At 54.4% G+C, this 14181-nt stretch carries 11 protein-coding genes; 3 read left to right on the plus strand and 8 right to left on the minus strand.

What is annotated here, in order from left to right; all coding sequences use genetic code 11:
* Positions 1-2: 2 nt before the first annotated feature.
* The 3 genes from FHW66_RS13660 to FHW66_RS13670 form a co-directional block, all read right to left on the minus strand.
* The gene (locus tag FHW66_RS13660) at positions 3-1364 is read right to left on the minus strand and encodes an MFS transporter (protein ID WP_183380370.1); all 1362 of its coding nucleotides are present in this window, start codon (positions 1362-1364) and stop codon (positions 3-5) included.
* A gap of 82 nt (positions 1365-1446) precedes the next feature.
* Positions 1447-2334, minus strand: coding sequence for a sugar phosphate isomerase/epimerase (locus FHW66_RS13665; RefSeq protein WP_183380371.1), 888 nt, complete (start codon positions 2332-2334; stop codon positions 1447-1449).
* Positions 2331-3230 carry a 4-hydroxyphenylpyruvate dioxygenase gene (locus FHW66_RS13670; protein ID WP_183380372.1) on the minus strand — a complete coding sequence of 300 codons (900 nt, stop codon included), beginning with the start codon at positions 3228-3230 and terminating at the stop codon, positions 2331-2333. The genes FHW66_RS13665 and FHW66_RS13670 overlap by 4 nt, the downstream gene beginning before the upstream one ends.
* 172 nt (positions 3231-3402) lie before the next feature.
* On the opposite strand from FHW66_RS13670, the gene FHW66_RS13675 reads away from it, so the two are divergent.
* Positions 3403-4170 (plus strand): IclR family transcriptional regulator C-terminal domain-containing protein, encoded by a 768-nt coding sequence (locus FHW66_RS13675; RefSeq protein ID WP_183380510.1) that lies wholly within the window; start codon positions 3403-3405, stop codon positions 4168-4170.
* 34 nt (positions 4171-4204) lie between these two features.
* On the opposite strand, the gene FHW66_RS13680 is transcribed toward FHW66_RS13675, so the two are convergent.
* From FHW66_RS13680 to FHW66_RS13700, 5 genes are all read right to left on the minus strand, one after another.
* Positions 4205-5056, minus strand: a complete 852-nt coding sequence (locus FHW66_RS13680; RefSeq protein ID WP_183380373.1) for a carbohydrate ABC transporter permease — start codon at positions 5054-5056, stop codon at positions 4205-4207.
* Between the two features lie 10 nt (positions 5057-5066).
* Complete coding sequence (locus FHW66_RS13685; RefSeq protein ID WP_255458968.1) at positions 5067-6014, minus strand: carbohydrate ABC transporter permease; 948 nt, start codon at positions 6012-6014, stop codon at positions 5067-5069.
* Positions 6015-6122: 108 nt separating this feature from the next.
* Entirely contained in the window at positions 6123-7373 is a 1251-nt protein-coding gene (locus tag FHW66_RS13690; RefSeq protein WP_183380375.1) for an ABC transporter substrate-binding protein, read from the minus strand.
* A 110-nt stretch (positions 7374-7483) separates the two neighbouring features.
* A complete protein-coding gene (locus FHW66_RS13695) occupies positions 7484-9454 on the minus strand; it encodes a beta-galactosidase (protein WP_183380376.1) in 1971 nt (656 codons plus the stop codon).
* Between the two features lie 27 nt (positions 9455-9481).
* Complete coding sequence (locus FHW66_RS13700) at positions 9482-10621, minus strand: ABC transporter ATP-binding protein (RefSeq protein WP_183380378.1); 1140 nt, start codon at positions 10619-10621, stop codon at positions 9482-9484.
* Between the two features lie 421 nt (positions 10622-11042).
* On the opposite strand from FHW66_RS13700, the gene FHW66_RS13705 reads away from it, so the two are divergent.
* The gene (locus FHW66_RS13705) at positions 11043-12062 is read left to right on the plus strand and encodes a LacI family DNA-binding transcriptional regulator (protein WP_183380379.1); all 1020 of its coding nucleotides are present in this window, start codon (positions 11043-11045) and stop codon (positions 12060-12062) included.
* Between the two features lie 239 nt (positions 12063-12301).
* The gene (locus tag FHW66_RS13710; RefSeq protein ID WP_183380380.1) at positions 12302-13969 is read left to right on the plus strand and encodes a methyl-accepting chemotaxis protein; all 1668 of its coding nucleotides are present in this window, start codon (positions 12302-12304) and stop codon (positions 13967-13969) included.
* Positions 13970-14181 lie beyond the last annotated feature (212 nt).

Below are 14181 nucleotides of genomic sequence, written 5' to 3' on the forward strand. Positions count from 1 at the left end.
TTTTAATCAATTTCAACGCGGTGTACATCGCCAACGACGAAGACGTACGACAGCACGCCAAGCAGCGCCGCAGCACCAACATAAGCGAGTGCATAAAAGAAGGAACCGGTGGCGCTGATAATGAAACCGATCACCAGTGGCGTGACGATGCCGGCCAGATTGGAGCAGGTGTTGAAGATGCCACCGGTGAGGCCCATCAGCTTCTTGGGAGCGACGTCAGAGATCAGGGTCCAGCCCAAGCCCACCATGCCCTGACCAAAGAAGGCGAACGACAGGATGGCGATGATGGTGGTGTCGTTGTCGACAAAATTGGCGGCGACAATAGTCGATGCTGCCAGCAGACCGAAAATGATCGGCAGCTTGCGCGCCATATTGGCCGAGCCGGTGCGCTTGAGCAGCCAGTCGGAAAACCAGCCGCCGAACATCACACCGACCGCTGCCGCCAGGAACGGCATGATCGCGAAGAAGCCTACCTTGAGCCAGCCCATGTGACGCTCAACCGCCAGATAAGTTGGGAACCAGGTCAGGAAAAACACCAATGTGGTGTTGCCCGCAAACTGGCCGATCGCTGCGCCCCAGATTTGTCGTACGCTCAGCAGCTTGACCACATTGCTCCACGAAAACGGGGTGTGTTGCTGACTCGGCTGCTCCAGCCCACCCCCGGCAGCGATGTAATCGAGCTCGGCCTGATTGACACTCTTTGATTCATGCGGTTCGCGGTACATCGCCCACCACACGAGTGCAAAGGCGATACCGACCAGACCGACGACGATAAACAGCGAGCGCCAGCCAAAGTTGCCCATGATCCAGAACAATGCTGGCGCAAAGCAGGCCAGGCCAAGATATTCACCGACCGTGTAAATCCCCGTGGCACGCGCACGCTCATGTTGCGGAAACCAGGTTCCGACGACGCGACTATTGGTCGGAAAGCATGGTGCTTCACTCACACCAAGACCAAATCGGAACAGCAGCAGCGATTTGATACCAACGGCAAAGCCCTGGAACATCGTAAATAATGACCAGAACGTCAACGCCAGAAAATAGGTCAGGCGATTACCGAAGCGATCGAGAAAGACACCACCCGGGATCTGTGCCACTGCATAGGTCCACGAAAATGCCGAAAAGACCAGCCCCATGATGGCTGCACTGATCTGTAATTCCTTGGTCATGACCGGCGCGGCAATGCCGAGCACGGTGCGATCAAGGTAATTGATGAGGGTACCGATGGCCAGCAAGGCCAGAATCACAAAACGGGTACGGGTACGTGTGGCGTGCAGTTTGCTGCTGGTTGCAGTTGGGCTGCTGCTAGCAGGACTGCGCACGGCGGGATGCGCCGCAGTGGCGGTAGCACTGTCTGGTTTCATGACTTGTCTCCTGAAAAATTCTGATTTGAATTATTTGAACGACCGGCACCTCTTGCGGGTGCTCGATGTTGTCGCCGGCTCCTTACGCCGGAAGTGCTTGTCTGGTTTGTTTTTCACGAACATTTAAGCTGCGTCGCAAAACCTGATCTGTGACCCATTTGGCGCTTTGGTAAGCCCTTCGACCGACGATCTCAGGTGGCAGTTGCAGATAATCATCGTTGAAGACTTCAAAGCTGAAGTCGCCACGATAGCCACCACGATCCAGTCGATTGAGCATCTCTGACAACTCTGCCGAATGCGTACCTTCGCCGGGAAACACCCGCAGATGACGGGCAGTTTCGAGTCGTTCCTCAGCGCTGCGAATATCGCGCCACATGTAATCCGATAGTTGCACCAGAGCGATCTTGTGGCTCGGAATATCGTCCAGACTATCGAGCTCGCTGTTATTGGCGAGGATGTGAAACGAGTCCAGTACCACGCCCAGATTGGCGTGGTCTGCCAATGCCACAGCTTCCCATGACTGGGTGTATTGATTGATGTGACGGCCCCAGGACAGTGCTTCAAAGCCAACCTTCACGCCCAGCGGCACTGCCAGCGTAGCCAGCTTGGCCAGATGGCGGGCGATCAGGCTCATGTCACTGTCAGCGTGACTGGAGGTGGTTGAGCACACCATCAGCAACGGTGCGCCGACGGCCTTGCATAGTTGCAGCATGTTCTTGGCAATATCGAGTTTGTACTCATGCAGTGCGCCACTGAGCCCTTCGAAATCGCGCATGACCTGAATCCCGGTGACGCGAATGCCACTTTCCTTGACCAGACGTACTGCCTGATCGAGTCCGCCCGGATAGCTGGCCAGATCTTTTGCCCATAGCATGATCTGCGAAAAACCAGCCGCCTTCGATGCTTGCAGCTTGGATTCCAGCGGCCCTGCAAGAGTGATGCTGTCCATACCGAAGTTGCCGAGATTCATACTACCTCCGCATTTTTCTGTTGACGACGCTGATCGCTGATGACCAGCTCGAAGCTGATGCCACCGCGATACAGTTGCGTGAGTGCGCCGCGCTCGCTGGTGCGGGTTGGTTCCCGATCAATGAAGACGATACCGCGCTGGGTCAGTGCCTCCACGGCAGCCAATACATCGGGCGCACCGATGCCGATACGGATCAACTGCTCCTCCCATTTGAGCACGGCAGCGTCCTCGGGTGGCTCGACCAGTTGCAGGTAGAAAGTACGACAAGGGCTCTCCAGCAGCGTGCCCTTGTGCAGCACACCGAAGTAAACCCCTTCCGGCAGCGGGCGGAAATCCATCAGTTGCTGGTAGAAGTCGATCCACTCCGGCAGGCGTCCGGCACCAATGGTCTGTACCACGCCGAAGAAATGCATGTCGGCCAGTGCTGGCGGATGTTGGGGTGCATTGAGAATGGGCTTGAAGTCGACGTCATAGATAGAGAAATCCTGAAAGCGGTCGACAAAATAGACAATCGAATCACCCGCACCATGCACGCCGGGAATATTCAGTTCCATTGCGCCGGCGCGGGTCTGAATGGCCCAGGCACCCATCTCGATGGCGTGCCGATACGCGGCATCGGCATCACGTACGCGTAGCGCGATGGCACTCATGATGGTTGATTGCGGGTCTTTGCTGGTGGGCGATAGCGAGCCGGGATCGGCGTTGACGATGATGTTCATCGTGCCCTGCCGGTACAGCGTGACCTCGCGCGAACGATGGCGTGCAGTTGCCATGAAGCCCATTTGCTCCAGCAGGCTACCCAATGCCAGTGGCTGCGATGTTGCGTATTCAATGAACTCGATACCGGCGATGCCGAGAGGATTCTTTGGCTCTGGATTGATTTCTGTATTGCTCATGTTGTCTCTGCCCATCGTTACACGGCGCTGTCCGTGGCCGCGGATACACCGCGCTTTTGTTTGATGGAAGATTAGCGACAAGAATCGTGTAATACCAGAATTGAATCATTCAAAATGATCGATTAAAGTGCATAATGCACGATTATCGAACGTTTTTAGAAATGATTCCATGATGGAAATTGATAGTTTGAACAAAGTTGACTGGATTGCCGGACTGGAACGTGGGCTGGCGATCCTTGCCTGCTTCGACAACGATCATCCGACGATGACGGCAACCCAGGCAGCCGAACGGGCCGGCTTGAACCGCACTGCAGCCAGACGCTATCTGCTGACACTGGCGCATCTGGGCTATCTGTATAGCGATGGCAAGAAGTTCGGACTGACACCGCGCGTGCTTAAACTGGGCTGGTCTTATCTTGACTCGGCTGCGCTACCGCGCCTGCTGATGCCGTTCCTGCAACGGGTGACGGCTATTCTCAATGAATCGGTGTATGTCTGCGTACTCGATGGCTGGGACTCGGTCTGTATCGCCAGAAACGGTACCAGTCGGGTCATGACCAGTGGCTTTGCCCTTGGCTCGCGGTTACCGGCGCATCTGGCATCGCCAGGCATTGCGATGCTGGGGTTTCAAGCGCCGCAAGAGGTGCTGGCGCGTATGGCTGAACTGGCGCTGGTACCGTTTACGCCGCATACGATTACCGACTATCGTCTGCTTTACAGGGAGGTCGAAAAATCGCGCGAGTTGGGCTATGCACTGCTGGAGCAACAGATGCAAACCGGCGTGCGTGGTATTGCGATGCCGCTGAAAAATCGTAACGGTCAGCTCGTCGCTGCCATGAGCGTGAGCATGCCGATCAAGAATGAAACTACCGAAGAAGCGGTGGAACGCGTCTTGCCCGTGCTACAGGAAACGGCCAACAGCCTGATCAATCATCTCTGATCTCGCTATTGGCTTGCTACTTACATTTTGCCTGTCAGCCCTTGCTGGCACCAAATGTCAGGCCGACGACGAACTGTTTCTGCATCAGGAAGAATAGTAATACGGAGGGGATCGCTGCCAGTATCGAACCGGCAGACACCAGATTCCAGGCCGTTGTCCATTGGCCCTTGAGCGCGGCCACGCCAACCGTGATGGGTGCGACATCGTCACCCTGAGTGAGACATAAGGCCCAAAAATAATCGTTCCATACAAACGTGAATACGAGAACAGCCAGCGCGGCTAGCGCAGGTCGGATCAGCGGCAGCACGATACGGTAAAAGACGGTCCATTCGCTGGCACCTTCAATACGCGCGGCCTCGATCATTTCGTAGGGAAGCTGCTTAATGAAGTTACGTAGAAACAGGGTACAAAAACCGGTTTGCATCGCAATGTGAAACAGGACCAATCCGGTCGTTGTATTGAACAAGCCCATACTCAGGGACAGCTGACGCACGGGAATCATGAGAATTTGCTGCGGCACAAAATTGCAGGCAACAAAGATCGTGAACAGAATGGCGTTACCACGGAAGCGATATGTCGATAAGGCAAAGCCCGCCATCGCTGCCAGAGCAATGGCGCCTGCAACTGAGGGAAGTGTAATCAGACAGCTGTTCCAGAAATAATGCAGCATCGGCGAGCCCGTCAGCGCTTCACGATAATTGTCGATGACAGCGAAGTCCTTGGGCCAGCCCCAGTAATTGCCTTCCATCAGCTCATCGGTGGAGCGTACCGACGTCACCAGAACCGCCAGAATCGGCAGTAACCAGATCATCAGCGCCAGCGGTAACGAGAGTTGATAGAACAGGCGACTGCGCGGTTTCCAGTGTTGCAGGGGTAAGGGAAACATAGGGAACTCCTTAGTTTTCAGCGCGCAACATGCGCCGCAATTGCACAACGATGTAGATCAGCATGAGGCTGAAGAGCGTTACGGCAATGGCCGCAGAATAACCTTGTCGATAATATTTGATCGCTTGATCGTAGGTGTAATAAGCCAATACCGTCGAACTTTCGTAGGGCCCGCCACTACTCATGACGGCGATCAGATCGAAGCTGCGTAGAGCGCCGATGATCGTCACGACAAACGCCATGAAGGTAGTAGAACGCAACTGTGGCAGGACCACGTGGCGCAACATGCTCCATCCTTTGGCACCCTCCATGCGGGCAGCTTCTATCTGATCCTGATTGATGCCGGTTAATCCGGTCAGAAACAGAATCATGCAGTAGGCAGTTTGTGGCCATAGCGCGGCAAAGATGATGCCGTAGGTGACGTAGCGGGCATCACCGAGTACCGGAACGCCATGCCCCAGTATTAGGGCCAATAAGCCAAAAGTTGGATCATAAAACCAGCTGAATATGAGACCCACAACTACGCCGGAAAGGACAAACGGCGCAAAAAACAGGGATTTGACCAACCTGATTCCGCGTACTTGCTGGTTCAGATACAGGGCGACTGCAAGGCCTGTCGGTGGTGCCAGCAGAAATAGCAATAACCACGTCAGATTGTTTTTGAGCGCGGTGTAAAACGTGGGGGCATGCAACATCTCGACGTAATTGGCCACTCCCACAAATCGGGGAACACCCATCCCGTCCCAGTCAAAAAAACTGAGATAGACCGTATATAAAATCGGATACAGCACATAGATGATCGTCATCAGACAGGCCGGCAGCAGGAACCAGAAGGCAGCACGATGATGGCGCGCATGCTGACGATGCCGGACTTTCTGTTGCGGTGGCGGCGCTTTGCTGGTCGCAGGGGGTAGTGATGAGTGTGGCATCGGTACGCTGGCTGGGTGCGAGACGAGCATGAAGGAAACTCCAGTTGATCCGCAAACCAGCGCCCTTATGGTGCAGAAGATGAGCGCTGGCAAACGGAAAACGGCGAATGCAATAAGCAATCAGAGTGAATCAGGCACTCATGATTTCTTGTAGATTCGCTTACGGCTTTGTTCAAGATCATTCAATATGTCGTCAATTTTAGTCGGGTCACTGACGAATTTCTGCATCCCCTTCAATCCCTCATCAGCCATTTCTTTGGTCATGTCGCGGTCATAGAACTGGGCAATCCCGCCTTTGGTATTGGAGAGAATCTGAAAGCCGATACGCGAGATCGGCTCGACCGGTTCAGGTGACTTGCTATTGGCCGGCAGTGAGCCCAACCCGTCGGCCAGTTTGGCACTAATAGCCGGGGTCCCGACAAAGGCCAGGAAGCGGTGTGCGTCGGTTTTGTTACGTGCTTTACTCGGGATATGGATCGACTCTGCCGGACCATCTTCAGCAGTCGCAACGTGGGCGTCAATGACCGGGAACTGGAAGTAACCCATATTGGCTGCCAGCTTCGGTGGGAATCCCTTGGCAATGAAGGTGCCCATGAGCATCATGGCGGCCTTGCCCTGAAACAGGAATGGCTGCGCCCCGTCGAGGTCATAGGACAACGCATTGTCGATAAAATATTTACTGTCGATCAGATTTTTCCAGGCGCTATAGACTTTTTTGACACGGGGATCGGTGTAGGCGATCTCACCACCCATGAGTTGCTGGTGGAAGGCGTTACCGTTCAGACGCAGGTCGAGATAGTCGAACCAGCCCGCCAGCGTCCATGCGTCGCGGGCACCAACAGCGATAGGGGTAATCCCGGCTGCCTTGAGCTTGTTGCAGGCGGCGAGAAATTCATCCCATGTTTTTGGCTCATCGCTGATGCCAGCGCTCTTGAAGCTGTCCTTGCGATAAAACAATCCCCAGGAATAATAGACAGTAGGCAGCGCATATTGCTTGCCCTGGTAAGAGGAAGCGCTCTTGGTGGAGGCATAGACGTCATCCCATCCGTTTTTCTTCCAGTCGTCGCTGAGATCTTCCAGCAAACCGCGACTGGCATAAAACGCCATCCGCTCGCCATTGTGCCAATTGATGATGTCAGGTGCCTGGGTAGTCAGCCAGCCTGGCAACTGCACCTTGTAGGTTTCCTCTTCAACGAACGTTACCTTAACGTCAACATCGGGATTCTGCTTGTGAAACTCATCGAGTGTCGACTGCCAGACAGCACGCTGGGTCGCACCTTTGTAGGCAATATTGACAGCCAGTGTACCTGCTGCTGCGACACTACCAGTCACGGCAAACGCGCTGGCTAACAAGGTGCTGAGAAGTGCTTGGCGAATATTTTTTTTCATACCTGTCTCCGGGTAATTGAGGTTCTTGAAATGACCTGTTAAATGACGTACTTCTACGATTACGCTGTTGGTTCACCTTCTGATGGTCAGGGTCGATGTCAGGGGAGACATCAAGCTCGATAAATGGCGACGCCTTGCGGTTCAAGATGACGACTGCCGACTAAAAATTCAGCACGCTCTCCCGCCGGAACGTTGCAGGCTACATTGCTGTAATTAACCGCAAACTGCAGACCACCACGCTGACTGACGCGCAACCCTTCCGGCAAGCACTGCGCTGACAGTCCGGCCCTGTGTGCCACACGCTGCAACACGGAACGCGTGAAATCAGCATCAAAGACACTCGCCAGATAATGCAGACCACGATAATGGACAATCGCCGGATGCTGGTCATCAAATCGCGCCAGTGTCTCGACACCGGCGCCTGTCTCGATCAAATCACGCCAATACGCAGCCTGTCCTTGCAGATCATCGGCAGTGACTGTCTCGACGATATTGGGACGTAAGGATTCGACGCGCCAGACACGGATTGGCAAAACCTGTTGCAGAGCTCCGGGAGGTAATTTTTCCGGGATCTGCAGGGTATCGGTTTTGGAGCCGCTACGAGGACCGATCACCACCTGTGCGCCGCTAGCGGCAAGATCATCCGCCAACCCGGGCGGTAAAATCGGCAGTGGTGGTACAACAATCATGGCGTAATTGTTGAGCACACTACGCTCGCTGGTGGTGGGAAGAATATCGACATCCAGACCGAGTGCACGCAGTGCCGAATAATAGTCGAAGGCAATCCGGTGATACTGGAAGTCCGCTCCTTGCGGATGGATTTCAAACAGCCATTTTGCGGCGTAGTCAAAGAGTAACGCAACTTGTCCACGCGGCTGTGACAATGGGCCGTTAGCTTGCGTGATCTTGCTGATTTCCTGTGCCACCTGCGCCGCCTCCTGCCCACCGACATCGAGCTGGTTGTCGGGCGTATTGAGCCCGGCATGCATTTGCTCCTGCGCAAATGGAACTTGTCGCCAACGGAAATAAGAAACGCAGCCAGCGCCGTGGGCAAACGCTTCCCAGCTCCATAACCTGACCATGCCAGGCAAGGGCATCGGATTCCACTGTGCCCAGTTGACCGGCCCCGGTTGCTGCTCCATGACCCAGAACGGCTGGGCCGACATGCCGCGATAGAGATCATGATTGAAACTGGCAAAATCTGGATGACCCGTGCGCAGCCACCGTGCCTTGTCGTCAGGGGAAAACCACATCTCTTCTAGTGCGCCAAGCGGATAACTATCCCAACTAGCGACATCGAGATCGGCAGCCACAGGATAGTGATCGAACTCTAGAAACATCTGCATGAAGTTGTGCACCATCAATCGCGCCGGAGCATGGGCACGCAAGATGTCAACCTGCATCCGGTTGTAACGGGCGACCTCATCGGAAGCAAACCGCCGGTAATCGAGGCGATGCGAAGGATGCGCTTCAGTGACTGTGCAGACCGGGGCATCGACTTCCTCAAAGCTGCGGTATTCGCCACTCCAGAAGACAGTTCCCCAGGCCGCGTTGAGTGCTTCAATGGACTGGTAGCGTTGCTGTAGCCAGCGACGAAATCCGGCCTGTGCAGCGGCGGAGTAACTGACGACAGTGTGATGACAGCCAAATTCATTGTCGATCTGCCAGGCACTGATGGCAGGATGCTTGCCGTAGCGCTGCGCCAGCAGGGTCACAATACGCTGTGATTGTGCATAGTAGGAAGGTGACGAAAAGTCGTAGTGACGACGCGAGCCAAAGCTACGGGGCCGGCCATTGGCATCGATCGGCAAAATATCGGGATACTGATCAATCAACCATTTTGGCGGCGTGGCAGTCGGTGTACACATGACCACTTCCAACCCTGCGGTGGCGAGCACTTCGATCGCACGATCAAGCCAGCCCCACGCGTAATGGCCTGGTTCTGGCTCGATCCGACTCCAGGCAAATTCGCCAATGCGCACCTGCCGTATACCCAGTGCGACCATACGCTGGGCATCACTGCGCCAGATCTCTTCAGACCAATGCTCCGGGTAGTAGCAAACTCCTAATCGAATCGACATGCAACAAACTCCCTTCTTGAAATAGGTTCAGGCAGCCAGTGCTACTGCGCCAGATCTGGCAAAGGCAAAGCCGTTTTCGTCAAATAGATGTGCGCAGGTGGCCGGAATACCAAAATGCAGACGATCTCCACGCCGGGCCTGGCTATCACCAGATAGTTTGGATATCAATGGCTGGCCTTCTGGCTGCTCAAGGTGAACATAGGTATGTTCGCCAAGTCGCTCTACCAGAATCACTTCTCGTGTGACTCCCGCTGTCGACGTTGTGGTCAATGTGAAGTGTTCCGGGCGGACTCCCACTACCACCGATTGACCGGGCTGAAGGACAGGTGCCACAGCCTGTACAACAAGTATCTCGTCGGTTCCGGTCAAGCGTACTGTCACACTGTCTGGATGAGCTTGTACCACTGTTGCTGGCAAAAAATTCATCCGCGGTGAGCCAATGAATCCGGCAACAAAGCGATTGCGCGGGTGGTGATACAGCTCCATCGGTGTGCCAACCTGGGCAATGCTGCCATGCTCTCTGGCGTCGGCACCGGCATGTAAGAGGACGATACGATCGGCCAGAGTCATCGCTTCAATCTGATCGTGGGTGACATACACCACGCTGGCGTGTTCGAATTGGCGGTGCAGACGTGCGATCTCGATACGCGTCTGGCTTCTCAAGGTGGCGTCCAGGTTGGATAAGGGTTCATCGAACAGGAATACGCCTGGACGACGGACAATGGCGCGACCGATGGCCACACGCTGGCGCTGACCACCAGAGAGCTCGCGCGGCTTGCGCTGCAAGAGTTCTTCGAGTTGCAGAATACGGGCAGCTTCTCTTACCTTGTGCTCAATCTCGACCTTGGGCGTCTTGGCAAGACGTAGGCCAAAGCTCATATTCTCGAAGACTGTCATGTGCGGAAACAAGGCGTAGCTCTGGAACACCATTGCTACAGATCGCTGCGCAGAGGGGACCTCGTTCATGCGCTGATCATCGATGAGGAGCTCACCAGAAGAGATATCCTCCAGACCGGCAATCATGCGCAGCAGCGTCGATTTCCCACAACCTGATGGCCCAAGGAAGACACAGAATTCATGCGCGCCGATGTCGAGATCAACGTTACGTAACGTTGGCGCAGCGACGCCATAGGATTTTTGTACCGCACGTAAGGAAATACTGGCCATGCCTGCTCCTTGCGAAGTTTTTCAAACCAGATAAATCAAACTATTCAAGCGTTTCGGAATCGCTCCGGATGACCGGACAGCAACGACTCGCGCTGCCATGAGAAGCCGCAGGCACAAGCCCGAAAATCGGATGAATAAAATTTGGTTAAGCGCTTAACCTAATTAGCCAAAAAAAAGAGCACGCTTGCGTCTCGAATACATGATTAGTCTCCGTTTTGTCATTTTATTTTGTCACTGTTTACTGCCGATGCATCAGTTTTTACCGCTTGCATCGCGTGAGTGCGACCAATCATAGCAACCTTATTTTTGAGACGCAATCGAAATTTCGTCTCCTTCAGCGCCCTTCTATTCTCTCAGCCACGGCGTTGACAAGGCCCGCGATAGGCGATTGAATACCGAAGCTAAAAATTTCTGAATACTGATGACAACCCTCAACGAAGTTGCCGAACTGGCTGGCGTCACCGCGGCTACCGTTTCCAATGTTTTGCGTAATCGCGGCAAAGTGGGAGAACAGACACGGCTACGCGTCTTGGCTGCCGTGGATACACTCGGCTATCGTCCGCACCTCACAGCGCGTGCATTGGCAGAAGGTTGTGCGCCTACATTGGCATTGATGGTGTCCAGTATTGCCAATCCGTTTTATCCCGAATTTGCACTCGCGGCAGAGCGCGCAGCCCGAGCAAGCGGACGTTTTTTAATCGTCTGCAATACGAATGAAGATGTTGAAACCGGTCGCGCCTATCTGGACCAGATTGCGGGCAGTCTGTCCGAAGGCTTGCTGGTGATGAACGCCAAGCTGCCGATGGAAGAATTGAAAAAAGCCCAACAGCGTGGTGCACCAGTGGTGCTGTGCATGTGGGAAAAGCCGGATGCGCCGCCAGAGCTACCTTGTATCGCCGTTGATTTTTTCGCGGCCGGCGCGATTGCTGGACAGCACCTGATCGATTTGGGCCATCGCCATATTGCAGCGCTTGTCGGCAGCAAGAAAAACGGCATTCATAGCGAGCGCTACAAGGGATATTTGTCGGCGTGCACAACATCGGGACTGAAGCACCTCGAGTGTCACACCCGCTACATTCAGGACTCGGTAGAAGCCGGCTACGAAAGCGCGCTCGTCCTGCTTAAAACGCAGCCAGAATTGACAGCGATCTTCGCCACCAATGATTTGCCTGCATTGGGCGCGCTCAATGCAGCGGCTGATCTTGGCCTCAAAGTCCCTGAAGATATCTCAATCATCGGCATCACGGATATCCAGTGGGCCAGACTGGCGCGTCCAGCGCTGACAACCGTCGCCGTACCGACCGTCAGTGCAGCAGAGTCGGCGATCAAGCTATTGCTCGAGTTGATCAGCAAATCAATCGATGGCGCCACCATGCGCGTCACAGAAACACCACAACTAGTGATCCGCGCCTCGACCGGCGTCGTCAAGCGTAGCGCCTGATAACAAGGGTTACAGCGAGGCAGAGATCGAATGCACAACAAAGATACCCATAATAATGTTTGATCTAACTTATCTTTCATTGTTGCCTGTGATAAAAATAAAAAACGCATTCTGTGTCATGATTCCCGGACTCGATATTCACGACTACACAAAAGGTCAACATCAAGATTGGCCATAAAAATAACCGGAGACCTTTTGGTAAGAACATTGTGTGTTCATAAAAAGGAAGGGATGATGATATGAAAATTTCGAACTTGAATATTGGTCTGCGCCTTGGTCTGGCGTTTGCCGTGGTGGTGGCCTTACTGATTGGTACTGCCGGTGTCGGCATCGCCAACCTGGCTGCCAGCAACGACAAGATGAGTCACATCGTCAATGACCGTTACTCACTGATTGCGCTGAGCAACCAGATCAAGAACAACGGTTACAAGGGCAACGCCCTGCTAAGCAATATTCTGTTGGCGTCCACTCCGGAGAGTTCAAAGAAGTATATGGATGAATACGTTGCCGTTCGCAATGCTAACGCAACCGCCTATGCCCAGCTGGAAAAGTTGATCCAGACACCCGAAGCGAAAGATATCTACCAACAGCAAATCACCGCACGCAGCGCCTATGGAGTGGCTGTGCGCAAGTTCTTTGAGGTGATGAACGCCGGCAATCTGCAACAGGCACGCGAACTGTATCAGGGTGACGTCGCCAAGCTGCAGGTAGAGTACAACGTCTGGGTCGACAAGATGGTCGATCACATGGCCGATCAAATGAACAAGGACACCGCGCAGGCGGCCAGCGATGCAGCCAATGCCAAGCTGGAAATGATTGTGCTGTCGATCGCTGCGGCAGCGATTGCAATTGTGACGGGCATCCTCATCACCCGCACCATCACCTATCCGATCCAGCGGGCGGTCACACTGGCAGAAGCGGTGGCGCAGGGTGACCTGACCCATGAGCTTGCCTCCGACAGCAAGGATGAAATTGGTCGCCTGCTGCGTGCGTTGCAAATCATGATCGAAAATCTGCACCGCATCGTGGCCCGGGTCCGGGTTGGTACCGACACGATTGATACTGCTTCCAAGGAAGTTGCACGGGGCAATATGGATCTGTCGAGTCGCACCGAACAGCAGGCCAGCTCACTGGAAGAAACTGCCTCAGCGATGGAGCAGCTCACCGCTGCGGTGAAGCAGAATGCCGAGAATGCGCAGCAGGCCAATACGCTGGCGCGTTCTGCTTCTGCCATTGCAACGCAGGGTGGCGTTGCGGTGGAACAGGTGGTGTCGACGATGAATTCGATCAACAGCTCATCGCAAAAAATTGTTGAAATCATCAGCGTGATTGATGGCATTGCCTTCCAGACCAATATTCTGGCACTCAACGCGGCAGTCGAAGCAGCGCGCGCTGGCGAACATGGACGTGGCTTCGCGGTGGTGGCAAGTGAAGTACGCAGTCTGGCACAGCGTAGTGCGGTGGCGGCCAAGGAGATCAAGTCGTTGATCGATGATTCGGTCACGCAGGTTGGCTCCGGTAGCCAGATCGTGGTGCAGGCAGGACAGACCATCAACGAAGTTGTCACGAGCATTAAACATGTGACTGATATTGTGGGCGATATCAGCGCCTCCAGTCATGAACAGAGCCGTGGTATCGAACAGATCAATCTGGCCATCACCGAGATGGATCAGGTGACGCAGCAAAATGCCGCGCTGGTCGAGCAAAGTGCCGCAGCGGCACAGGCCATGCAAAGTCAGGCGAGCCGCCTCACGGATGTGATGGCTGCCTTCAAGCTCAATAGCGGGCATGTGCCGGTAGCGCTCAATGATGATGGTCCTGGTAGTTATGTTGGTCATCAGCTGTTGCGTGATGTCAATCCAGATCTGTCACTACCAGCGGAAACCCGAGTGCCGCAGTTGTCCTGACGGGTAAATTGGTAGGTAAGTGTGATTCTGATATGCGATGTACCCAGAGAGGGGATACGAACCAGGCTGATTGACTGTCTGGTTCGATAAGAAAATTCACAGTGATCTTGCAACTGACGGGCACTGCTGCGTCGTGTCATCCGGGTGATGACACTGTGCGGCGTTGTTTGTACGTTAGTGATGCGTCGGTCGTGAGATGAAAATCAACCCTG

Origin of the sequence: Herbaspirillum sp. Sphag64, from assembly GCF_014192645.1 — a bacterium.
Lineage (GTDB): Bacteria > Pseudomonadota > Gammaproteobacteria > Burkholderiales > Burkholderiaceae_D > Herbaspirillum.

Excerpts from the sequence above, each read along its gene's own strand:
- FHW66_RS13670 (WP_183380372.1), bottom strand. The coding sequence starts at position 3,230 with ATGAGCAATACAGAAATCAATCCAGAGCCAAAGAATCCTCTCGGCATC.
- FHW66_RS13675 (WP_183380510.1), top strand. The coding sequence starts at position 3,403 with ATGGAAATTGATAGTTTGAACAAAGTTGACTGGATTGCCGGACTGGAA.
- FHW66_RS13695 (WP_183380376.1), bottom strand. The coding sequence starts at position 9,454 with ATGTCGATTCGATTAGGAGTTTGCTACTACCCGGAGCATTGGTCTGAA.
- FHW66_RS13690 (WP_183380375.1), bottom strand. The coding sequence starts at position 7,373 with ATGAAAAAAAATATTCGCCAAGCACTTCTCAGCACCTTGTTAGCCAGC.
- FHW66_RS13685 (WP_255458968.1), bottom strand. The coding sequence starts at position 6,014 with ATGCTCGTCTCGCACCCAGCCAGCGTACCGATGCCACACTCATCACTA.
- FHW66_RS13665 (WP_183380371.1), bottom strand. The coding sequence starts at position 2,334 with ATGAATCTCGGCAACTTCGGTATGGACAGCATCACTCTTGCAGGGCCG.
- FHW66_RS13705 (WP_183380379.1), top strand. The coding sequence starts at position 11,043 with ATGACAACCCTCAACGAAGTTGCCGAACTGGCTGGCGTCACCGCGGCT.
- FHW66_RS13710 (WP_183380380.1), top strand. The coding sequence starts at position 12,302 with ATGAAAATTTCGAACTTGAATATTGGTCTGCGCCTTGGTCTGGCGTTT.
- FHW66_RS13680 (WP_183380373.1), bottom strand. The coding sequence starts at position 5,056 with ATGTTTCCCTTACCCCTGCAACACTGGAAACCGCGCAGTCGCCTGTTC.
- FHW66_RS13660 (WP_183380370.1), bottom strand. The coding sequence starts at position 1,364 with ATGAAACCAGACAGTGCTACCGCCACTGCGGCGCATCCCGCCGTGCGC.
- FHW66_RS13700 (WP_183380378.1), bottom strand. The coding sequence starts at position 10,621 with ATGGCCAGTATTTCCTTACGTGCGGTACAAAAATCCTATGGCGTCGCT.